This window comes from Olsenella sp. SW781 (genome assembly GCF_012027725.1).
Classification (GTDB): Bacteria; Actinomycetota; Coriobacteriia; order Coriobacteriales; family Atopobiaceae; genus Thermophilibacter.
The window spans coordinates 1-21,325 of record NZ_SJOU01000012.1; the positions used below are offsets into that span (position 1 = coordinate 1).

The 21,325-nt window shown below is 65.6% G+C and carries 17 protein-coding genes; 7 read left to right on the top strand and 10 right to left on the bottom strand.

The features are described 5' to 3' along the window. The first annotated feature begins 89 nt into the window (after nt 1–89). Together ade and E0L17_RS07730 are read left to right on the top strand one after the other, a co-directional pair. Nucleotides 90–1,904, top strand: a complete 1,815-nt coding sequence (gene ade / locus E0L17_RS07725) for an adenine deaminase (protein ID WP_167930683.1) — start codon at nt 90–92, stop codon at nt 1,902–1,904. 423 nt (nt 1,905–2,327) lie between these two features. After that, nucleotides 2,328–2,885 carry a YcxB family protein gene (locus E0L17_RS07730; RefSeq protein ID WP_167930684.1) on the top strand — a complete coding sequence of 186 codons (558 nt, stop codon included), beginning with the start codon at nt 2,328–2,330 and terminating at the stop codon, nt 2,883–2,885. 110 nt (nt 2,886–2,995) lie between these two features. On the opposite strand, the gene E0L17_RS07735 is transcribed toward E0L17_RS07730, so the two are convergent. Continuing rightward, nucleotides 2,996–4,681 carry an alpha,alpha-phosphotrehalase gene (locus E0L17_RS07735; RefSeq protein WP_167930685.1) on the bottom strand — a complete coding sequence of 562 codons (1,686 nt, stop codon included), beginning with the start codon at nt 4,679–4,681 and terminating at the stop codon, nt 2,996–2,998. A gap of 45 nt (nt 4,682–4,726) precedes the next feature. Continuing rightward, complete coding sequence (gene treP / locus E0L17_RS07740) at nt 4,727–6,730, bottom strand: PTS system trehalose-specific EIIBC component (RefSeq protein WP_167930686.1); 2,004 nt, start codon at nt 6,728–6,730, stop codon at nt 4,727–4,729. A gap of 214 nt (nt 6,731–6,944) precedes the next feature. Here treP and E0L17_RS07745 point away from each other — a divergent pair, with 214 nt between their 5' ends. From E0L17_RS07745 to E0L17_RS07755, 3 genes are all read left to right on the top strand, one after another. Continuing rightward, nucleotides 6,945–7,667 carry a UTRA domain-containing protein gene (locus E0L17_RS07745; RefSeq protein WP_167930687.1) on the top strand — a complete coding sequence of 241 codons (723 nt, stop codon included), beginning with the start codon at nt 6,945–6,947 and terminating at the stop codon, nt 7,665–7,667. A gap of 204 nt (nt 7,668–7,871) precedes the next feature. Beyond that, on the top strand, nt 7,872–8,726 hold the full coding sequence (locus tag E0L17_RS07750) for an alpha/beta hydrolase (RefSeq protein ID WP_167930688.1): 855 nt from the start codon (nt 7,872–7,874) through the stop codon (nt 8,724–8,726). A gap of 57 nt (nt 8,727–8,783) precedes the next feature. Beyond that, a complete protein-coding gene (locus E0L17_RS07755) occupies nt 8,784–9,647 on the top strand; it encodes an alpha/beta hydrolase (protein ID WP_075279161.1) in 864 nt (287 codons plus the stop codon). Between the two features lie 183 nt (nt 9,648–9,830). On the opposite strand, the gene E0L17_RS07760 is transcribed toward E0L17_RS07755, so the two are convergent. From E0L17_RS07760 to E0L17_RS07785, 6 genes are all read right to left on the bottom strand, one after another. Continuing rightward, complete coding sequence (locus E0L17_RS07760; RefSeq protein WP_167930689.1) at nt 9,831–10,802, bottom strand: nucleoside hydrolase; 972 nt, start codon at nt 10,800–10,802, stop codon at nt 9,831–9,833. After that, entirely contained in the window at nt 10,799–11,707 is a 909-nt protein-coding gene (locus tag E0L17_RS07765) for a ribokinase (protein WP_167930690.1), read from the bottom strand. Before E0L17_RS07765 ends, E0L17_RS07760 begins: the two co-directional genes overlap by 4 nt. A gap of 218 nt (nt 11,708–11,925) precedes the next feature. Then, nucleotides 11,926–14,541: a vWA domain-containing protein gene (locus E0L17_RS07770; RefSeq protein WP_167930691.1), complete on the bottom strand. Its 2,616-nt coding sequence runs from the start codon at nt 14,539–14,541 to the stop codon at nt 11,926–11,928. 372 nt (nt 14,542–14,913) lie between these two features. Further along, nucleotides 14,914–16,113, bottom strand: coding sequence for a DUF362 domain-containing protein (locus E0L17_RS07775; protein ID WP_167930692.1), 1,200 nt, complete (start codon nt 16,111–16,113; stop codon nt 14,914–14,916). Between the two features lie 352 nt (nt 16,114–16,465). Further along, nucleotides 16,466–18,160, bottom strand: coding sequence for a glucose-6-phosphate isomerase (gene pgi, locus E0L17_RS07780; RefSeq protein WP_167930693.1), 1,695 nt, complete (start codon nt 18,158–18,160; stop codon nt 16,466–16,468). A 64-nt stretch (nt 18,161–18,224) separates the two neighbouring features. Further along, nucleotides 18,225–18,779 carry a hypothetical protein gene (locus E0L17_RS07785; RefSeq protein ID WP_167930694.1) on the bottom strand — a complete coding sequence of 185 codons (555 nt, stop codon included), beginning with the start codon at nt 18,777–18,779 and terminating at the stop codon, nt 18,225–18,227. 174 nt (nt 18,780–18,953) lie between these two features. Here E0L17_RS07785 and trxA point away from each other — a divergent pair, with 174 nt between their 5' ends. Further along, entirely contained in the window at nt 18,954–19,271 is a 318-nt protein-coding gene (trxA, locus tag E0L17_RS07790) for a thioredoxin (RefSeq protein ID WP_167930695.1), read from the top strand. 1 nt (nt 19,272) lies between these two features. After that, complete coding sequence (locus tag E0L17_RS07795; RefSeq protein ID WP_167930696.1) at nt 19,273–19,959, top strand: phosphatase PAP2 family protein; 687 nt, start codon at nt 19,273–19,275, stop codon at nt 19,957–19,959. Between the two features lie 119 nt (nt 19,960–20,078). Here the strand turns inward: E0L17_RS07795 and E0L17_RS07800 are convergent, their stop codons facing one another. Beyond that, nucleotides 20,079–20,543 carry a YfcE family phosphodiesterase gene (locus E0L17_RS07800; protein ID WP_167930697.1) on the bottom strand — a complete coding sequence of 155 codons (465 nt, stop codon included), beginning with the start codon at nt 20,541–20,543 and terminating at the stop codon, nt 20,079–20,081. A gap of 45 nt (nt 20,544–20,588) precedes the next feature. After that, nucleotides 20,589–21,305 carry a LytR/AlgR family response regulator transcription factor gene (locus E0L17_RS07805; RefSeq protein WP_167930698.1) on the bottom strand — a complete coding sequence of 239 codons (717 nt, stop codon included), beginning with the start codon at nt 21,303–21,305 and terminating at the stop codon, nt 20,589–20,591. Nucleotides 21,306–21,325 lie beyond the last annotated feature (20 nt).

Sequence of the window (21,325 nt, forward strand, 5' to 3'; positions counted from 1 at the left end):
GTACCAAAACCCATAACCGCCCGCCGATGGCACGCTGCCCGCGCGCGACGGCGCGCTACCCTTGTCACAACCGATCGCAAGGAGGCCCCATGCGCAACAACTTCTGCAAGGTCCCGCTCTGGGAGTGCAACGACGAGCTCGTGCGAGTGGCGCAGGGCACCCAGCCAGCGGACCTGGTGATTCGCCACGCCAACCTCGTGAGCGTGACCACGCACGAGATCCTGCCGGACGCCGACATCGCCGTCGCGTGCGGACGCGTGGCCTACCTCGGCCTCGGCGAGCACACGGCCGAGCACTGCATCGGACCCGACACGCAGGTCGTGGACGCAAGCGGCCTCTACGCCGCACCCGGCCTCATGGACAGCCACATCCACATCGAGAGCGCCATGATCGGTCCGGCCGAGTACGCGCGCGCCGTCGTCCCGCACGGGACCACCGGCATCTTCTGCGATCCGCACGAGGTCGGAAACGTTGCCGGCATGGAAGGCGTCCGCGCGATGTTCGAGGACGCCCGCCGAACGCCGCTCAAGGCCATGATGACCCCTCCGTCCTGCGTGCCGGCCGTAACGGGCGTGGAGGACACCGGCGCCGAGGTCACTGCGGCGGACATCGCGGACAGCATGACGTGGGACAACGTCGTCGCCCTCGGCGAGATGATGAACTTCCCCGGCATCCTCGCTGGCGAGAAGAACGCGATCGACGAGATGCGCGAGACGCTCAAGGCGGACCACGTGGTCACCGGGCATTTCCCCTCCCCCGACCGAGACCGCGGCCTCAACGCCTATGTCGCCGCCGGCGTCTCCTCCTGCCACGAGTCCGGCAGCTTTGACGAGGTGCTCGCGAAGCTCCGCCTGGGCATGTACGTGCAGCTGCGCCAGGGCTCGGCCTGGCTCAACCTGCCCGGCTATCTCCCGCAGCTCGTGGCAAGCGGCGTTGACACGCGCCTGTGCCTGCTCTGCTCCGACGACAACCACCCGCACACCCTCGTGGACGAGGGCCACATGGACCGCATCCTGCGCACGGCCGTCGAGCTCGGGCTCGACCCGGTCACCGCCCTCCAGATGGCCACCATCAACTGCGCGCAGTACTTCGGGCTCGCGCACGACATGGGATCCGTCACGCCGGGCAAGTGCGCCGACATCGTTCTTCTCGACGACCTCGAGAGCTTCCGCGCGCGCAAGGTGTTCATCGACGGCGAGCTGGTGGCCGAGGACGGGCACGCGCTCTTCTCGCCCGCCCCCTACGAGTGGCCCGACTTCATGACGCACACCATGAGCCTCGGCTTTGTTCCCACGCCCGAGGCGTTCCGATTTGATGCCGGCGGCCGCCCGGATGGCACCGCGCGCGTGCGCGCCATGGGCATCGAGCCCGGCGACACCCTCACGCGCGACATCGTCGTAGAGGTGCCCGTGCGCGACGGCGCGCTGCTCGCCGACCCCGATCATGACGTCCTCAAGGTTTGCGTCTTCGACCGCCATCACGGCGAGGCGGGCACGCACTCCCAGGGCTTCGTCACGGGCTTCGGCATTCACGGCGCGCTCGCGCAGACCGTCTCCCACGACGCCCACAACCTGCTCGTGATGGGCGACAACGACGAGGACATGGCGCTCGCGGCGCGCACGCTCGTGGGGTGCGGGGGCGGCGAGGTCGCCGTTGCCGACGGCAAGGTGCTCGCCCTCGTGGAGCTGCCCGTGTGCGGCCTCATGAGCACGGAGCGCGTTGAGGTCGTGGCCGAGAAGGTCGCGGGAGCGAGAAGGGCCTGGGAGCAGATGGGCTGCACGATGCCATCGCCCTTCATGACGATGGGCGTGATGTCGCTCGCGTGCGTGCCGGAGCTGCGCCTCACGAACCGCGGCTACGTGAACTGCCTCACCTTCGAGATGGAGGACCTGATCGTAGAGTAGGCCCACCGGGGCCGCGCCACTGGCGTCAGGCGTGCAAAGGGGACGGGCCGTGCCACTGGCGTCAGGTTTATTTGGCACGCAAACCGCGTGTGCCAAATAAACCTGACGCCAGTGGCACGGCCCGTCCCCTTTGCACGCCTGACGCCAGTGGCACATATGGACGAGGGCCCGTCGGCGCATTGTACGCGCCCCGGGCCCCCACTTTTGGCAGCTGCCTAGCAATTACGCTCACACAGTGCGTCAACACGGACGTCAATCCGTCGTGCCGTCGCTCCCTGCACGGCGTATATCATTCCCAATACGTAGCGTCACCAAGGCGACATTGCGGCGAACGGTCATATTCACCGACGAAGCACATCTCGCCGACAAGGTCTCCACAGCCGCGATAGGATGTATCGGGTGCACCGACCCAAAGGAGTGAGCATGGCCAAAAAGTCCGCCGTTCGGCGCCGGAGCGAGCAGAGCGAGTTCAACGACGACGCCTTTGAGAACGTCCGCGCCTCCATGACGTACGACTACAACGAGCTCGTCCTGGCGCGCGCGGCCGAGCGCATCCACCCGCGCACCAAGCAGTGCCTGACCTTCGTCAACCTTGCGTCCCTGCTGGTCCTCGTGTTCTGCGCCTGGAACTTCCGGGACAACAACGTCCTGCTCATCGTGCTGGCCGTGATCGCGTTTGCCCTGCTCTACGTATGGGCCAACTGGAATACCATCCAGCTGCGCCTCGCGCGCGGGGGCAGCCTCGCACTCGAGGGCCCCAACGAGCGCAGGCACGTGGTCGTCTGTGACGATGCGGTCCACGTGCAGACCAACCTCGGCAGCTCGGCAACCTACCCGCTCTCTGACCTCAAGTGGGTGAGCGCCACCGACGAGTGCCTCCTCGCAAGCTTCGGTCACGGGCGCTACGTCTACGTCCCCCGCCGCTGCCTGAGCGAGAACCGCTATCGCGACCTCATCCGCTTCCTCGAGGACCAGCGATAAGCGCGACCTGGCAGGGGCGTGCAAAGGGGACAGGCACTTTCGCACGGTGTGCCGTGCGAAAGTGCCTGTCCCCTTTGCACGCCTTTGCACGCCTCGCGCGCCTACACGATTTAGCTGCGCCAGACAACGGCCTCGTAGGGGCGCAGCACGCCGGGCGCAGGCGCGTCGTCATAGTTGCCGAGAAGAACCTCGTACTTCTCGACCCCCAGGCCCGCTATCCGGCACGGCGCGTCATCGAAGGAGCACGCCACCACCAGCCGCTCGTCGCCAAGCGCGCGATCGTACGCGATCACCTTGGGCGCCGCCTCCCCGGCATCGAGGAAGCGCACCTCCCCCGTCGCGACCACGTCGGACGCGTGCCGCAACGCCACCAGCGAGCGGTAGAACTCGAACATCGACCCCTCGACTCCCACCTCGGCCTCGGCGTTCACGAGCCCTGCCGACGCCGGAATCCCGATCCACGGCTCACCCGAGGTGAAGCCCGCGCCCGGGGCGGCGCTCCACTGCATCGGCGTGCGACCGTTGTCGCGCGAGCGCTCGTTCACCACGCGCAGCGCCTCTGCGGGGCTCTTCCCCATCTCGAGCATGATCTGGTAGTGGTTGAGGCTCTCCACGTCGCGGAACTCCTCGATGGAGTCGTAGCCGGGGTTGACCATGCCGAGCTCGTCTCCCTGGTAGACATAGGGCGTCCCCTTCATGAGGAAGTCGCAGACGGCGAGCATCTTCCCCACGCGCTCCCAGCCGCTCCCGCGCTCTCCCACGCCCGTGTGCCCGCCGAAGCGCGTCACCGCGCGCGGCTGGTCATGGTTGTCCCAGAAGAGCGCGTTCCAGCCGCCTCCGGCCTGCATGCCCTCCTGCCACTCGCGGAAGATTGAGCGCAGCTGCCCGACGTCGGGCTCGGTGAGCTCCCACTTCCTGCCGCCGGCATAGTCGACCTTGAGATGGTGGAAGCTGAAGCTCATGGAAAGCTCGTGGTCCTCCGGCCGCGTGTAGCGCACGCAGTTGGCGAGGTCGGTCGAGGCCATCTCTCCCACGGTCACCATGCCGTCGATTCCCGCACGCGCCACGAGCTCGCGCAGGTACTCATGCACGTGAGGCCCGTCCGCGAAGAGGCTCCGCCCCTGGCCAGAGAGGTCGTCCTCGAAGACCTCCGGCTTGGAGATGAGGTTCACCACGTCGAAGCGGAACCCGTCCACGCCGCGCCCCTTCCAGAAGCGCACCACGTCGGCGCATGCCTCGCGCACCTCGGGATTGGTCCAGTCGAGGTCGGGCTGGCTCACGTCGTGCAGGTGGAGGTACCACGCGCCGAGACGCGGCTCCCACTTCCAGGCGCTGCCGCCAAAGGCGCAGTCCCAGTTGGTGGGGGGCTGCCCGGGGTCGCCGGGGCCGGAGGAGCCCCGGCCGTCACGCAGGATGTAGTACGTCCGGTACCGCTCGTCGCCGGCGAGGGCGCGCTGGAACCACTCGTGCTCGCAGGAGGTGTGGCAGAGCACCATGTCGAGCATGATGCCGATCCCGCGCTCGTGGGCCCGCGCGACGAGCTCGTCAAAGTCGTCCATCGTTCCGTACGCGGGGTCGACGGCGCGATAGTCCGAGATGTCGTAGCCGCCGTCACGCTGGGGCGAGGGGTAGAACGGCGTCAGCCACAGGTAGTCCACGCCCAGCCGAGCCAGGTAGTCGAGCTTGCCCGTAATGCCAGGCAGGTCACCCACGCCGTCGCCGTCGCTGTCACAGAAGCTCTTAACGTAGATCTGGTAGACCACGCTCCTGCGGAAGTCCTTCTCGATCGCTGCCATCCGGCAGCCTCCTCTCAACGTAGGTCCTGAGCGGGGACGCCCCCGTCAGGCGCGGTAGGTGGCGACGGTCGTGAGGCCGGCCTCGGCGTCCATGCCGTCGAGCAGCGCGAGGCCGGTTGCGGAGCCCTCGCCCGTCACCACGAAGGCGACGGCGGTGGGGTGCCCGGCCGCGCGGATCTTCTCGGTCGAGAAGGTCATGAGCGGCTGGCCGGCGCTCACGCGCTGCCCCTGCTCGACGAGGCAGGCAAAGCCGTCCCCTCCCATCTCGACGGTGTCCACGCCCACGTGGACGAGAAGCTCCATGCCGTCGTCGAGCACGAGACCAATCGCGTGGTTGGAGCCGGGCATCGTGGCGGCGACGGTGGCGTCGGCGGGCGCGACGACGGTGTCCGCCCCGGCGGCGGGCTCGATGGCCAGCCCGTCGCCCATGGCCCTGCTGGAGAAGACCGGGTCGGGCATCTCGGTGATGGGCGCCACGGAGCCGGAGAGCGGGGCGAGAAGAACGCGGTCGCGCACCTCCGCGGAAGGGGCGGGGGCATCCGGCGCCGCGACGGACGCGGCGGCGCCCTCGACGGGAGCCGCGGCAGCCGCGAGCCCACGGTCCTTCTCGCCAAGCTGGCGCATTCCCACGAAGCACGTCAGCACGAACGGCACGACGATCGCGATGAGCATGCAGGCCGCGAAGACGCCCCAGTAGGCGAAGACGATCGAGAGGATGCCCGGCAGGCCACCGACGCCGATGGAGAGGGCCTGGACGCCGAAGCCGGTGCAGACCATGGCCGCGCAGGCGGAGCCGATCATGCCGCAGACCAGCGGGAACTTGTACTTGAGGTTCACGCCAAAGAGCGCGGGCTCGGTGACGCCGAGGTAGCACGAGATGCAGGCGGGGATGTTGACCTGCTCGGCGCGCTCGTTCTTGCGCTGGAGCACCGTCATGGCCAGGACCGCGGAGCCCTGCGCGATGTTGGAGAGCGCGATCATGGGCCAGAGGGTGGTGTAGCCGAGCTGGTTCACGAGCTGGGTGTCGATGGCGTTGGTCATGTGGTGCAGGCCCGTCATCACGAGCGGTGCGTAGACGGCGCCGAAGAGCGCGGCGAAGAGCACGCGGACGTCAGATGAGAGGCCCCAGTTGACCACGTCGGCGATCGCGTTTCCGATGGCCCAGCCGATGGGGCCCACGACCAGGTGCGCGATGAACACGGCCGGCACGAGGGACATGAACGGCACCACGATCATGCGCACTACCTCGGGCGTGACCCTGGTGAAGAACTTCTCGAGCCACACCAGCACGAAGGCGGCCATGAGCGAGGCGATGACCTGCCCCTGATAGCCGGTGCCCAAGAACGAGTAGAAGCCGAAGTCATAGGTGTGCGCCGCGATGTCCTCGGCGGTGGCGGTTGCCGCGGAGAAGCCGTTGAGCAGCTGCGGCGAGACGAGCGTCAGGCCCAGGACGATGCCGAGGATCTGCGTGGTGCCCATCTTGCGCGTGACCGACCAGCAGATGCCCACGGGCAGCATGTGGAAGACGGCCTCGCCGATGACCCAGAGGAAGCCGTACATGCCGTTCCAGAACGTCCACGTGTCGGCGATGGACTTGGTGCCGTGCTGGAGGTCGAAGGCGCCCGCGTCGGTGAAGAAGTTGACCTCGCCGATGATGTTGCGAAAGCCGAGGATGAGGCCGCCGCAGATGAGGGCGGGGATGATCGGGGCGAAGATCTCCCCCAGGATGCCCATCGCGCGCTGCAGCGGGTTCTGGTTGGCGCCCGCCGCCTCCTTGGCTGCCTCCTTTGAGACGCCCTCGATGCCGCTCACGGACGTGAACTCCCGGTAGAAGTCCGCGACGTCGTTGCCGATGATGACCTGGAACTGCCCCGCCTGCGTGAAGGTGCCCTTTGCGCTGGGCAGCCCCTCAATGGCCTCGACGTCGGCCTTGCCCGGGTCCACCAGCACGAAGCGCATGCGCGTCATGCAGTGCGTTACGGCGGAGATGTTCCCCTTGCCGCCAACGAGGTCGAGGAGCCTCGCGGCGTCCTCCGTGTACTTTCCCATCAGCTACCTCCTCCTGGTAACCATAACCGGCCCGCTCCCTCCGCGCCCTCCCGGGCGCGTAAACTTATTTGAATAAGTTCATCATGAGCGTGGCACTACTTATTTGAATAAGTTGGTTATCAGCGGTGAATGGTAGATAATCATCCGCAAACGGCAGTATTTTGCGGAAATACCTCATTTGAATAAGATTCATACAGGATATGAAGGAGGTACCATGAAGGCGCGCTATGACGTCATCTTCCGCGAGATTCGCGACAGCATCGAGCGTGGCGACTACCCCTTCCAGTCGTTCCTCCCCTCGGAGGCCGAGCTCACGGCCGCATTCGACTGCTCCCACAACACGCTGCGGCGAGCCCTGGGGCTGCTTCGCGAGCAGGGCTACGTCCAGCCCGTTCACGGCAAGGGCGTGCGCGTGGTCTACCAGCCGCAGGAGCGCACCTCGTTCACGGTGGGCGCCATCGAGTCGTTCCGCGAGGCGGGCGAGCGGGCCCATCTTGACACGCGGACGGAGGTGGCGCGCGTGGAGCAGGTCATCGCGGACGGGCGGCTGGCGCGCCTGACCGGCTTTGCCCAGGGGGACGAGCTCACCTACGTAATCCGCGTGCGACGCATCGGCGGCGAGGCGCTCATCCTCGACCACAGCCTCTTCCGCACGTCCTCGGTCCCCGGCATCACCGTTGAGGTGGCGCGCCGGTCGATCTACGACCACATCGAGGGGACCCTGGGAATCACCATCGCCATGAGCAAGCGCACCATCACCGTGGAGCGGGCGGGCGAGAAGGACCGTGAGCTCCTTGACCTCGACGGCATCGACTATCTGGCGGTGGTTGCGAGCCAGACCTTCGACGCGCAGGGCGTCCTCATCGAGTGGACGCAGTCCCGCCACCGCCCGGACCACTTCTGCTTCCGCGACACCGCCGTCCGCCAGCGGGTGTGACCACCGCAGTCGCGTGCAAGGGGGACAGGCGGCGTGCGAAGGGGACAGCGTGCAAAGGGGACAGGCACTTTTGCACGGAACCGTGCAAAAGTGCCTGTCCCCTTTGCACGCTGTCCCCTTCGCACGCCCCCCCCTGCACCGCCCACACGGCCGTCGGCACGCTATACTTGCGTGGTTCCACTAACCCGCAACAAGGAGGCCCCCATGGCCCTCATCAGTGTCGACTACTTCTCCTCGAGCCTCATGCGCACCACCACGCTCGAGGTCATCCTGCCCTTTGACGACCAGGGCGCCGCCTATGCCGTCAACTCGAACCTGCGCCATGCCGAGAAGACCGTCGAGGCCCAGGACGGCGCGTGGAAGCGCATGCCCTACCCGCCCAAGAAGGCGCCTTTCAAGACGCTCTTCTTGCTGCATGGCATCTCCGGCAACCACGCCGACTGGATCTCCGAGACGCGCATCCACCACTGGGCGGAGAGCCACGGCATCGCCGTGGTCATGCCCTCTGGGTACAACGCGTTCTACCTGGATCAGCCCGAGACGCACGACTACTACGGCCGCTTCGTGGGTCAGGAGCTCGTCGAGGTGGCACGCCGGATGTTCCCGCTCTCCGACCGCCGCGAGGACACCTTCATCGGCGGCATCTCGATGGGCGCGTACGGCGCCCTGCGCAACGGCCTCAGGTACTGCGAGACCTTCGGCTCCATCGTGGCCCTCTCCTCTGCCATGATCATCGACGGCTTCGACCAGATCATCTCCGACGATCTCTTCTTCCTGTCCCGCCCCTTCCTCGAGCACACCTTCGGCAAGCTCGACGAGGTGCGCGGAAGCGACAAGGACCCGGCGCGCCTGGCGGCGGACCTCGTCTACTGCGACCGTCCCCGCCCGCGCATCTACATGTCCTGCGGCAACCAGGACCCGCTCGCCGAAGCTAACCGGATGCTGGCAGGTCGCATGCGCGACACCGGTCTTGAGGTCACGTATCATGAGATGGCGGGCGGCCACGACTGGGACTTCTGGAACGCAGCCCTGCCGCAGGCGCTCGACTGGCTCCTCTAGCGTCATGCGGCGGAGCCGGGACTCCGTCTAATCCGACCGCGCAGGGAGGGACTCGGGATGGCACTGCTCAGAGTCGACTTCTACTCTCACTATCTTCAGCGCAACGTCGTGCTCACGGCGGTGATTCCCGCCGACAAGATGGACGGCGACAAGCTCGCGAAGAAGCGTCGCGGGCCGTACCGGACAATGTATCTGCTGCACGGGCTCTTCGGACAGGACGTCGACTGGATTGACCGCACGCACGTGGTCGAGACGGCCGAGGCGCGCGACGTCGCCCTCATCCTCCCCTCGGGCGAGGACGGGCTTTATCTCAACAAGCCCGAGATAAACGAGTGGCACGGCAAGTTCATCAGCGAGGAGCTGGTGGACTTTACGCGCCGTCTCTTCCCGCTCTCCACCAAGCGCGAGGACACCGCGCTCGCAGGCATCTCAATCGGCGCCTACACCGCGCTCATCAACGGCCTGCTGCGCCCCGACCGGTTTGGCAACATCGTCATCCTCTCCGGCGCGTTCATGCGCGACCGCGTGCTCGAGGCCGTGGACTCGCACTCCCCGCGCAAGCGCAAGTACTACGAGCGCTTCTTCGGCGACCTCGACACCGTGATCGGGTCTGACAAGGACTACGTGGCGCTCATCGACAAGTTCCGGCAAGACCCCGAGCTGCCCAAGCCGCGCTTCTACGCCGCGTGCGGCCTGCACGACAACCTCTGCCAGAACAACCGCGACCTCGTTCACCTGCTGCGTGATGCCAACTTTGACGTCACCTACTGGGAGCCGGAGATAGGCGCGCACGAGTGGCCGTTCTGGAACGCCTGGATTGACTGCGCGCTCGACTGGTACGCCCCCGGCCCCATGAAGCCGAGCTCGGCCGAGGTCGACTACACCGCCCTCACCAAGCTCCGCCCGCCCGAGAACCAGTAGGTCGGCCTCAGGCGCGCAAAGGGGACGGGCCATGCCACTGGCGTCAGGCGTGCAAAGGGGACGGGCCATGCCACTGGCGTCAGGCGTGCAAAGGGGACGGGCCATGCCACTGGCGTCAGGTTTATTTGGCACGCAAGCCACGCGTGCCAAATAAACCTGACGCCAGTGGCATGGCCCTGACTGTCACGACGCGAGCGCGCGTCCCACGCGCTCGCGGAAGAGCCTCAAAAAGCGCGACGCGTCGACGACGAGGGCTGCCTCGTGGTTCTTCTCGGCATCCCTGAGCCGGTCGGGGTCGCAGACGGTGCGACCGCGCGTCGCGCCGGAGAGGTCCACGCGCAGATTCGTCCGGAGGCACTCCACGAGCGAGGGGTCAATCGCCGCTGCCACCGCAAGCGGGTCGTGCAGGGCACACCCGCCCATGTGGGGGTTGTTCTGCTCGTAGGTGCCGATGTAGTGATCGGTCATGTCCGCGTAGAGCCGCCCAGCCGCCGTGCCGAGCTCGCGCCAGGACGCCGTGTCGTCGCGCGTCAGGACGGCCTGGTGCGTCACGTCGAGGCCAATCATGCGCAGTCGCAGGCCGAGGCTCAGCACCACGTCGGCGGCCTCGGGGTCGTTGTGGATGTTCGCTTCCGCACAGGGGGTAACGTTGCCGGGCACCGCCAGGGCACCTCCCATGAACGTCACGCACGGGAGGGAGCGCGCCAGGCGCGGCTCGTGCACGAGCGCCGTGGCGAGGTTGGTAAGAGGCCCCGTCGGCACATAGAGCAGATCGTCCCCGTACTCGTCCACGGCGCGAGCGAGAAACGCCATCCCATCCCGCGGCGCCGAGTAGCACCACCCGCCCGCGGCGGCGCAGAAGTCCTGCTCGCCAAGACCGTTGCTGCCGTGGATGCGGAGGACGGCCTCCGAGGGGGCAAACTCCCCCTCCGCCGCGAGCGCGCGCTCGGCCCCGCGAAAGACGGGCACCTCGGGGTGACCGAGGACCTCGAGCACCGCGCGAGCATTCCTCTCCGCCCGGCGCATGGTCACGTTGCCGTAGCTCGCGATGATGCCCACGAGCTCGACCTCGGGGCTCCCGAGCGCGTAGGCGAGCGCCAGGGCGTCGTCGATGCCGGTGTCGAGGTCGAGTATCAGCTTCTTGCGCTCGCTCATCGAGCGGCCTCCACTTCGTCCGCGGTGGGTATTGAGGGCTGGGCGCCCAGCCGGCTCACGGCAAGGGCCGCGGCGCGGGCGCCCCAGCCCATGGACTCGGCAAGCGAGAAGGACCGTGCCCTCCCGGCCGCAAGCGCGCCGATGAAGGTGTCCCCCGCGCCCGTGGTGTCCACGACGGTCGTCGGCGCTGCGGGAACGTGCACGGGGCCGCCGGCGTCGAGCCCGAACGACCCGGCCGCCCCGAGTGTGATCGCGACCGCGCCGACGCCCGCCTCGCGCAGGCGGCGCGCGTCTGCCAGGCAGGTGGCATCGTCGACGGGCAGAACGCCGCACATGATCTGGCACTCCGTCTCGTTGAGGCAGACGAGGTCGACGCAGGGCCATAGGTCGTCTGGCACGGGGCGCGCCGGCGCGGGGTTGAAGATTGTATAGAGCCCCAGCTCATGCGCCGAGCGCAGGACGGCCTCCGTCGCCGCGGGATCGCACTCTCCCTGCGTGACGAGAATGTCGTCCTTCTCGCCAATGCGCCGCAGGTCAGAGACCACGTCGTCCGCGCCGAGCACGTGGTTGGCCCCTGCGTGCAGCACGATGCGGTTCTCGCCCGCCGTGCGGAGAATGACGGCGACGCCCGTCGTCTCGTCCGCGACGTGACGAACGAGCGAGACGTCCGCCCCCGCCGCCGCAAGTCCGGCCGTCAGCTCGTCGCCGAAGCCGTCCGCACCCACGGCCGCGACCATGCGCACGTCCGCGCCAAGACGCGCGGCCGCCACGGCCTGGTTGGCGCCCTTTCCGCCTGCCGCCGTGATGAATCCAGAGCCCGCCAGCGTCTCTCCGGCGGCCGGCACGCGCGGTACGTCGATGGAGAGGTCCATGTTCATGCTGCCGAAAACGATGACCTTGGGCATGGGGCTCCTCTCCGCGATGGTTGACGACACCATTTTCCACTCTTTTGCCTCGCCGTGCAGCGGGCTTCAACGCAGAGCGAGGGTTGCGCCCCGCCACCCCCGCTGGCAAGAAACGCCTGTGAAAGACGAATTGCCCTCTCATAAGACGTCGGCCCGTCGCTAGGTCCAATGAACTGCGACGGGCCGACGGGTTTTAGGCCATGGGGACGTAAGTCAAGCTAGGAATTGACGGAGCCATCACGCCCGGTTCTTCCGTGGCCCAAGAGGGCGCGCGTGACCGCCCCGATGGCGCAGACGATCACGCCAACCGCGGCGATGATGGGGGCAAAGGCGAAGCTGACGTCGCCTGTGTTGGGAGTTCCCTCGCCGCTCTTGTCAGGGCCCTCGGAGGGGTCGGCATCCTTGTTGGGCTGGGAAGCCCCCGCATCATCGGACGGGTCGGTTCCTCCGGGGGCCGAGGGCGGCGGCGTCTGATTGTCATCGGATGTCGAGGCTACGACGGTCTCAAACGTGCCGTCGCCGTCTTCGTCTGCGGAAGCCGTGATGTCGGTTCCATCAGAGGAAATCAGCAGCTCATCCCTCTCCCCCTCGATGGGAAGCTCCTTGGAGGTATTGTCTCCCTCAGCAGTCACGACAGCCCCGTCAAGAGAGTCCGCCTTGGCAACGTAGCCTTCGGCCGTCTTTATGAGTGCCACGTTCCCGGACGAGGAGCCGCGCACGCCAAAGGTGTAGAGCTCGCCTTGGGCATCGTCGCTTGTTGCCTGCAGGGAATATGCCCCGCTATTGCCCTCAAGGGAGACGGATCCGCTCCTGGTGAAGCTTGCGCTTTCGGCGGAGTCCGCATCAACGCTCAGCAGCATGTCAGCGTACTGCAGAGAGTAGCCATAGCCGTCGGGCGAGCTGATGGTGTAGTCGCCACTGTTGTCGGGAAGGACGACGGACAGCGGGGAGCCTGACCCGGATTGGTCGTCAAACCAGTGGACGAGGTCCGTCTTGCCGGACACGATGTCGAAGAAGCTGTAGATCATGTTCTTGAATCGCAGCACGGCGTTAGTGAAGTTTGTCTCACTGGTGGCTCGGAGAATTGCCTTGTAGTTTTCCACGGAAGTCTCGATATCCTTTGTGTTCATGAGCGCGAGGTCATTGTTTGCCCGCGTGAGGTCGGCGCTTGAACTAGCTGAGTTGGTTTCGCCGTAGTCAGGAATATCCCACGCCCCCGTCTCGGTGTTGACGTAGATGTAGCAATCCCGCCCATCGGGGTCATTGGAGTCGTAGTAGCGGATCCTGCCATCATACGTGCCCGAGTCAAGGGTATAGCTTCCACTGTCGTAACGGTCACCCACGATAGCGTGACCGGCGTTCCGTCCAAGATAGTCAAAATCGAGGTTGAAACCGAGCAGCACGGGGCTCCCCCCAGTCGCCACCGCGCTCACGCGCTCCTTGAGCAGATTGACCTTCTCAACATCAGTCAAAGAGACAAAGTTGGCACGGTCTTCGCGAATGGGCTCAAGCATCTGGGTGAACATGCAGTAGTTGATATAGGACTGGACGTCTTTCGAGGCGGTCATGTCATAGAGGCTGCTGGCGCCCGGCTGACGGAGCAGCGGGTTGATAACCTCCATCTTGCTGAGGATGGAGCTTGCGGCAAACCCATAGCAGCTTCCGCCCCACTGAGCGCTAACGCTGTCTTTGATGTTCTGCTTCTCAGAGTTGCTGAGGCCGCTCAGAAGGGCATTGTAGTCGGCTGAGTTCAGGTAGTACGTGCTGCCGAAATACGTGGAGCTGTTCGCGAAGGACCAGTTGTCGGTTCCAAACACAAACTGGTTGTCATCGCTGCCCGTGGGCTCCAGAACGATCTTCTCAGACTGCGTGAGATTGACGATGTTGCTCCCGCCCGCGGTAACTGAATAGGTGATCTCCCCAACAGCCGAGGAGCCAACCGTGATGTCCCATGAGAGCGCTACGGACTGGCCAGTGAGCAGCGCGCCCAGCTCCTGATGTAACTCGCCACTCTGAAGAGTTGCCTCGCCCGGAAGCGCAAGGTCGGCGGTGAGATTCTGCACGGCCTTGCTGTTTGGGTTGGTGATGGTGGCGGAAAGCCGATAGCTTGCCAGCTGGTCGGGAGAGACGCTCTGGATGGGGGTATGGGAGAGTGAGATCTGGACCGGGTTGAGGAGCTCCTCTGCAATCTCGACGAACTTCTCGATGAGGGAATCTAGGTCATCGGCCTCAAAGTACCCGGAGTTCTGAATTGCCTTGAGGAAGTTGATTTCCGAGCTTGAGGTTGCCATAAACCCAACGGAGTACATGTTGTAGCTGGGGAACATGGTCTCCGCCTGCGCGATGGCGGTGCTGGAACTGTTCGGCATTCCATCCGACATCGTTACGATGCTCTTTGCGTACTGGTCGAGTCCGGTGTCCTGCAGCAGCAGGGCAGTACTATGCGCGTACTTAAGGGCGCTCGTCACATCTGTTGAGCCCCAGTCGTTCATGTCGTTCTCTACAAACGACTCCAGTTCGTTGAGGTCGCTTGTGAACGGGAGTACGTTGACGTCCGACCCAAACGAAACGATTGCGATCTGGCTGCGAGGATCCGCCTCAAGAATCTTCTCGCTGAACTGCTGCGCCGCCTCTTCAAGCTTTTGCGCCTTGGCGCCGCTCATGCTGCCAGAGTTGTCGAGAACGAGGACGATCGCGTTGTGGGATACCGGCCCCGTCGCTCGCGACGCCTCATCGGCAAAAGCCATAAGGGGAGCTGAAATGGCCATGACGACAGAAATGGTAAGTAAAATCAGCAGTTGGCGCATAGTCTGAAACGGCTTACTTGGTCTCATGGGACCTCCTCACGCGGTTTTGGGCTCCAGACTATTTGATATTATCTAAATGATTCAATTAGAATTGTAAATGAATTATATACACCGCAAGCGGCGCAGAATCGGGCGTGACCGGATGTGAACGCGCGGTTGCAAGGCAATTGGGCCCGGCGCCCGCGCTGTCGCCCGGCTCACAAACGTCCCGGCCTTCTCATTGCGTTCTCTTGGAGACGGGCCGGGGGCGAGACAAACGGACAGGTCTCCGCCATTCCACCCGCACCCCGCACGAACCGCCTTCCCGGCAGTCAAGGAGACAGCGTCCGCACGCTGCAAACTCCTCTGTATCGTATGATACAGAGGAGTTCGTCCGTTCGACTATCGGCCGCGCCGAGGTTACTTGACCTCAATCAGCTCGTAGTGGCTCGTGCCCAGCCCGATCTTCTCGCCGTGTTCGATCATGGAGCGCCAGTTGGTGTCCGGGTGCGTGAGGTTGAAGTGATCGTGCTGGCAGCGCTCCGGGACGCCGCCCTCGGCCTCCAGCTTGGCCTTCATGTCCGTGAGCTCGGAGTTGGGCAGCGTGGGCGCTGCCAGCGCCATGTCGATGCAGGCCTGGTCGATGGCCACGGGGTCAAAGCTCGCGAACATGCCGAGGTCGGGCACGATGGGCGTGTCGTTCTCGGCGTGGCAGTCGCAGTTGGGGCTGATGTCCATGGCGATGGAGATGTGGAAGCTCGGGCGGTCCTGCACCACTGCCTGCGTGTACTCGGCGATCTTGCAGTTGAGCACGTCGACGGCGGCATCGGAGCCCGGTGCGATGGCGTCCTGGTTGCATGCGCCGATGCAGCGGCCGCAGCCGACGCAGACGTCGTGGTTGATATGGGCCACGGGCACGGTGACGGTCTTGCCGCTCCTGAGCTCGCGCTCGCGCGTCTCGTCGAAGCTGATGGCGCCGTGCGCGCAGATGCGCTCACACGCGTGGCAGCCGATGCACTTCTCGGTCTTGACGTTTGGCTTGCCGGCCGCGTGCTGCTCCATCTTGCCTGCACGGCTGCCGCCGCCCATGCCGAGGTTCTTCATACAGCCGCCAAAGCCGGCCTGCTCGTGGCCCTTGAAGTGCGTGAGCGAGATCACGATGTCCGCATCCATGAGGGCGTGGCCGATCTTGGCCTCGCGCACGTACTCGCCGTTCTTCACAGGGACGAGGGTCTCGTCGGTGCCCTTGAGGCCGTCGGCTATGATCACCTGGCAGCCGGTGGCGTACGGGGTGAAGCCGTTCTGGTACGCGCAGTCGATGTGCTCGAGCGCATTCTTGCGGCTGCCCACGTAGAGCGTGTTGCAATCCGTGAGGAAGGGCTTGCCGCCCAGCTCCTTGACCACGTCGGCCACGGCGCGCGCGTAGTTGGGGCGCAGGAAGCTGAGGTTGCCCAACTCGCCAAAGTGGATCTTGATGGCCACGAACTTGTTCTCAAAGTCGATCTGCTCGATGCCGGCGCGGCGGATGAGGCGCTTGAGCTTGTCGAGCTGGCTCTCGCGCGCGTAGGTGCGCAGGTTGGTGTAGTAGACTTTTGCGGTGCTGTTAGCAGCAGTATCCATGCGTCCCCTCTCCTCGGCTGGATTCCAGCAAAATTGTAGGTCAGCCTGGATTCGCGGGGCACGAGGCCGGCGAGGTTTCTCTTAGGGGGCCGTCCCGCCGATTGTCGGTGATTTTCGCCGGGACCCCTAAGTACGACCGGCAATGTGGCGTTTGCCTAGCTGTGGCTTCTTCCTTCGGAATGGGGGCCATGCTCGACCCCGTCCTCAAAATACACCGACAATCGGCGGGACCGGCCGCACCCCATGCCAAGCTTATATGCAAATTGGGGGATGTCCCCCGATTGACAAAAGGGCCGCCGGACGAGAAGCCCGGCGGCCCGAAACGTGCAAAAGTGCCTGTCCCTTTTGCACGCTACTTGCGATGGGCGCGGTAGTACTGGATGAGGGCCTGGGTGCTCGCGTCCTGCGCGGCAAGGGCCTCGTCGTCGTGGAAGGCGGGCGTGATCTGCTTGGCGAGCTGCTTGCCCAGCTCGACGCCCCACTGGTCGTAGGAGTCAAGCCCCCAGACTGTGCCCTCGACGAAGGTGATGTGCTCGTAGAGCGCGATGAGCTCGCCGAGCGCGTGCGGCGTCAGCTCCACGCCAAAGATCGACGTGGTCGGGCGGTTGCCCTCGAAGACGCGCGCCGGCACCATCCACTCGGCCGTGCCCTCGGCGCGGACCTCGTCGGCCGTCTTGCCAAAGGCGAGGGCCTTGGTCTGCGCGAGGAAGTTGCCGAGGAAGAGCTCGTGGACGTCCTGATCGCCGTCCTTCACGGGGTTGGGCGTGTTCACGAAGGCGATGAAGTCCGCGGGAATCATGCGGGTGCCCTGGTGGATGAGCTGGTAGAAGGCGTGCTGGCCGTTGGTGCCCGGCTCGCCCCAGAAGATCTCGCCGGTGGCGCAGGTCACGGGGCTGCCGTCCCAGCGGACGCTCTTGCCGTTGGACTCCATCGTGAGCTGCTGGAGGTAGGCGGCAAAGCGGTGCAGGTACTGGTTGTACGGCAGCACGGCGTGGCTCTCGGCGCCGTAGAAGTTCACATACCAGACGTTGATGAGGCCGAGAAGCGCCACGACGTTCTTCTCGAGCGGGGTCTCCTTGAAGTAGGTGTCGAGGTCGTGGAAGCCCTTGAGGAAGCACTCGAAGCGCTCCGGCCCGAAGGCGATGATGAGCGAGAGGCCCACCGCAGAGTCAACGGAGTAGCGGCCGCCGACCCAGTTCCAGAAGCCGAAGGCGTTCTCGGGGTCGATGCCGAACTCGGCCACGCGCTCGAGGTTGGTGGAGACGGCGACGAAGTGCTTGCGGATGGCCTCGGCGTCCTTCTCGGCCGAGCCGTCGATCGCGCCCTGCGCGCGCAGCGTCTCGAGCAGCCAGGTCTTGGCCTCGCGGGCGTTGGTAAGGGTCTCCAGCGTGGTGAACGTCTTGGAGACAACGATGACGAGCGTGGTCTCGGGGTCGAGGCCCTTGACCTTCTCGGCCATGTCATTGGGGTCGATGTTGGAGACGTAGCGGCAGTCGATGCCGGCGTCAGCCATGGGCTTCAGGGCCTCGTAGACCATGACGGGGCCGAGGTCGGAGCCACCGATGCCGATGGACATGACGTGCTCGATGCGCTTGCCCGTGACGCCCTTCCACTCGCCAGAGCGCACGCGCTCGGCGAAGGCGTACATACGGTCGAGCACCTCGCGGACGTCGGCCACGCAGTCCTGCTCGCCGTCGAAGACGGTGCCCTTCTCGGCCGCCGGGCGGCGCAGCGCGGTGTGCAGGACGGCACGGTCCTCGGTGGTGTTGATGTGCGTTCCGGCGTACATGGCGTCGCGGCGCTCCTCGAGGCCCACGGCGCGCGCGAGGTCGCAGAGCAGGCCGAGGGTCTTCTCGGTCACGAGGTTCTTGGAGAGGTCGAAGTGCAGGTCCTCGGTGTCAAACGAGAGCTTCTCCACGCGGTCCTGATCGCCGGCGAAGGCGTCCTTGAGGTTGAAGCCGGAGCTCACGAGCTCATCATGGTGGGCCTGGAGGGCCGCCCACTCGGGCGTGGCGGTTGCGTCGATGGGCGCGGCAATGGTGGACATGGTACGTGCTCCTTCCCCGGGAAGCTACAGATAGGGTAAGCATATCGCGCGCGAGGGCGAGCTGCTAGAACGGCTCGCCCAGCGGCGGAATCTTCTTCAGGCGCGCCCACATAACCTGCTTCTCGTGGGGGTCTGCAAGGGCGTCGGCGAAGCCCCCCAGGTTGAGGACGCGCATGCCCCGCACGCGGGCCACGGCGCCCGGGGCGAGCATGGCCTCCTCGAGCGCGTCTATGAGCACGAGGTCGTCCGCGTAGGCGTCCCGCAGGGCCGAGGCGGCCGCGTCGTCGCAGCAGACAATCGTGGCGGGGTCGAGCGCGCAGACTGCCTCGACCAAGAGGTCTGAATCGAGAGGCTCACCGGCGGCATCGACCGTGAGCAGCCACTCCCACTCCTCGGGCGCGTAGCCGAGCGCCTTGAGCGATGCCTTGAGGGCCGTGCCGTCGGCGCCTGAGAACGGGGCGTCTCCGCCCCTCTCGCCCTCCGTGAGCTCGCCCTTGGCGAGAAGGACCGTGGAGAACGCGTTGCCGCCCATGACGACGCCCCGCGCCTCAAGCGCGTCGACCTCCGCCGAGGCCTTGTCAAGATACGCGCGCCGACGCGCGTCTCGCTCTGATGCCATTGCGCTCCTTTCGCGTTACGTCCAGCCTCCTGACGGCTGACCTTGCCCATATGTCGGGAGTCCGCTGTCGAAAAATTGCTATGTGAATTGTCACATATCCGTTCGCCGTCGTTTGAACTAGTGTAAATCGGGCATAAGCCAATCAAGAACATCACCGACCAAAGGGAGGGTCACATGTCTCAGGCAATCACCGCGGCCGAGTTCGACTCCGTCATCGCCGGGTCTGACAAGCCCGTCCTCGTTGACTTCTGGGCGCCGTGGTGCGGTCCGTGCCGCGCGCTCGGCCCCACCGTCGAGCAGGTCTCCGAGGAGATGGCCGACCGCCTCACCGTCTACAAGTGCAACGTCGACGAGGAGCCCGACCTCGCCACGCGCTTCAGGATCGTCTCGATCCCCACGCTCATCCTCTTCAAGGGCGGGCAGCCCGTCCACACCATGGTCGGCAACATGCCCAAGCCCTCGCTCGTCTCCGAGCTGGAGGCCAACCTCTAGCATGAACCGCAGATCGGACTTCTCCCAGGGCGCCCGCGACGTTGCTCGCGGCGCCCTGGCCCTTGCCCGGAACAACCTGCGTGCGATCATCGCCCTGGTTGCCACGCTCGTCTTTCTCGTCCTTCTTGGCAAGGTCGCCGAGGGCGAGCTCATGCGGCTCGACGCCCTGGCATACCAGGTATTCGTCGAGGGCCTTCGCTCGGACGCCCTGACGCCCGTCATGGAGGGCTTCACCTCGCTCGCCTCCGTCATCGTGCTCGCCGTGATGGCGGCGGCCATCGCCGCGCTCGCCCCGGGGAAGGCCCCGGGATGGTGCGTCTCCATCAACCTGGCATGCGTAGTCGTGCTGAACGCGCTGCTCAAGCTCATCGTCCAGCGGCCGCGACCAGAGGGGTTCCGTCTCGTCGAGGAGACGGGATACAGCTTTCCCTCCGGGCACTCCATGGTTGCCATGGCGTTCTTTGGCCTGCTCATCTGGATGATCTGGCATTATCACCGGCGCGACGCCATGCGCACGGTCTGGTGCGTCGTGTTTGGCCTCGTCATCGTGATGGTCGGGGTGAGCCGCATCTACCTGGGCGTCCACTTTGCCTCGGACGTGATTGCGGGGTTCTGCGTCTCGCTCGTGTGGCTGGCGTTCTACACGCGCGTGGTGGCGCCGGCACTCGTTACCGTGGACGCTTCCTAGGGCGGCTCCGGCGCCAGGCCCAAAATTAATCCGCCCTGTGGCGGCGTGCGGCGACATTTGCCCAGTTGGCATTTTCGCTACACCGCCACAGGGCGGATTAATTTTGGGCCCGGCGCCGTCTACCGCAGTGTGATGATCTGCGCGTCGACGACGCGCCCCTCCTCGCAGAGGATTCGGCCCATCGACGGCCGAGAGCGGCGGGGGCCCGTGGGGCTGCCGGGGTTCATCACGAGCGCGCCCGTCCACTCGTCACGCTCGAGGAACGGCACATGGGTGTGCCCGAAGATGCCGATGTCGCACATCGCAAGGTTGAGCCGCTCGCGGCGGTGCGTCACCTGCCACTTGAGGCCGCTGCCGTAGAACATCTTGCGCGTGCGGACGGTCGGCGGATAGTCGGACGCATAGTCGTTATTGCCGAGGCACGCCTGGACGGGCGCGATGAGCTGCAGCTTGTGAAAGTCGGAGGGCGAGCAGATGTCGCCCGCGTGCACGATGACGTCCGCGCCCTGGAGCGCCTCGAGCAGCTCCGGGGGCAGGTATCCATGGGTGTCCGAGATGATGTCGTAGCGCCTGAGCTCGCCCACGCGCGACCTCCCTTGGAGTCTGGGTCTGGATTGGGAGCGAGGGGCCTAGAGGCCGAGCGCCCGCTTGAGCGCCACGACGCGGCGGCGCGAGACGGAGATCTTCTTGCCCTCGATGCCGTTGACGCCCAGCTGCAGGATGCCGGACGAGATGACCTCGACGTCCTCAACGTACTCGAGGTTCACGATGTAGCCGCGGTGCACGCGGAAGAACCCGTGCGGCGCGAGCTTCTGCTCGAGCTTGGCGAGGGAGATCGTGGAGAGGAAGCGATCGTCAGCGGTGTAGATGCAGGAGTAGTCGTCCTTGGCCTCGATGTAGCGGATCTGGTCGATGGGCACCAGCACCTTGCGACCGCTCTTGACCACGGGGATGCGCTCCACCGAGGAGTGGTTCTGGGGCTGCGGCTTCATGCGCGACTGGACCTTGTCGAGCGCCTGGCCCAGACGCTCGGGCTCGACGGGCTTCATGAGGTAGTCGATTGCATCCACGCCAAACGCCTCGAGCGCGTACTCGCTGTAGGCGGTCACGAACACGATCGCGGGAGGGTTCTTGAGGCGATGGAGCGCCTCCGCGAGCTGCATGCCGGAGGTCTTGGGCATCTGAATGTCGAGGAACATGACGTCGGCCTTGCTCTCCATCAGCTTCTCGACGGCCTCGCGTGCGCTCGAAGCCTCCATGATGGCGTCGACCCTGCCGGTCTCCTCGAGGAGATACCTCAGCTCGGAGCGGGCCGGAGCCTCATCGTCCACGATCATCGCGCGCATACACGTTCCCCTTCACGCTC

What these genes read in the sequence shown, in the direction of transcription:
- E0L17_RS07760 (WP_167930689.1), bottom strand. Translation starts at nt 10,802, where the DNA reads ATGAGCGAGCGCAAGAAGCTGATACTCGACCTCGACACCGGCATCGAC.
- E0L17_RS07795 (WP_167930696.1), top strand. Translation starts at nt 19,273, where the DNA reads ATGAACCGCAGATCGGACTTCTCCCAGGGCGCCCGCGACGTTGCTCGC.
- pgi (WP_167930693.1), bottom strand. Translation starts at nt 18,160, where the DNA reads ATGTCCACCATTGCCGCGCCCATCGACGCAACCGCCACGCCCGAGTGG.
- E0L17_RS07765 (WP_167930690.1), bottom strand. Translation starts at nt 11,707, where the DNA reads ATGCCCAAGGTCATCGTTTTCGGCAGCATGAACATGGACCTCTCCATC.
- treP (WP_167930686.1), bottom strand. Translation starts at nt 6,730, where the DNA reads ATGGGAAAGTACACGGAGGACGCCGCGAGGCTCCTCGACCTCGTTGGC.
- trxA (WP_167930695.1), top strand. Translation starts at nt 18,954, where the DNA reads ATGTCTCAGGCAATCACCGCGGCCGAGTTCGACTCCGTCATCGCCGGG.
- E0L17_RS07785 (WP_167930694.1), bottom strand. Translation starts at nt 18,779, where the DNA reads ATGGCATCAGAGCGAGACGCGCGTCGGCGCGCGTATCTTGACAAGGCC.
- E0L17_RS07770 (WP_167930691.1), bottom strand. Translation starts at nt 14,541, where the DNA reads ATGAGACCAAGTAAGCCGTTTCAGACTATGCGCCAACTGCTGATTTTA.
- ade (WP_167930683.1), top strand. Translation starts at nt 90, where the DNA reads ATGCGCAACAACTTCTGCAAGGTCCCGCTCTGGGAGTGCAACGACGAG.
- E0L17_RS07735 (WP_167930685.1), bottom strand. Translation starts at nt 4,681, where the DNA reads ATGGCAGCGATCGAGAAGGACTTCCGCAGGAGCGTGGTCTACCAGATC.
- E0L17_RS07730 (WP_167930684.1), top strand. Translation starts at nt 2,328, where the DNA reads ATGGCCAAAAAGTCCGCCGTTCGGCGCCGGAGCGAGCAGAGCGAGTTC.
- E0L17_RS07805 (WP_167930698.1), bottom strand. Translation starts at nt 21,305, where the DNA reads ATGCGCGCGATGATCGTGGACGATGAGGCTCCGGCCCGCTCCGAGCTG.
- E0L17_RS07745 (WP_167930687.1), top strand. Translation starts at nt 6,945, where the DNA reads ATGAAGGCGCGCTATGACGTCATCTTCCGCGAGATTCGCGACAGCATC.
- E0L17_RS07755 (WP_075279161.1), top strand. Translation starts at nt 8,784, where the DNA reads ATGGCACTGCTCAGAGTCGACTTCTACTCTCACTATCTTCAGCGCAAC.
- E0L17_RS07750 (WP_167930688.1), top strand. Translation starts at nt 7,872, where the DNA reads ATGGCCCTCATCAGTGTCGACTACTTCTCCTCGAGCCTCATGCGCACC.
- E0L17_RS07775 (WP_167930692.1), bottom strand. Translation starts at nt 16,113, where the DNA reads ATGGATACTGCTGCTAACAGCACCGCAAAAGTCTACTACACCAACCTG.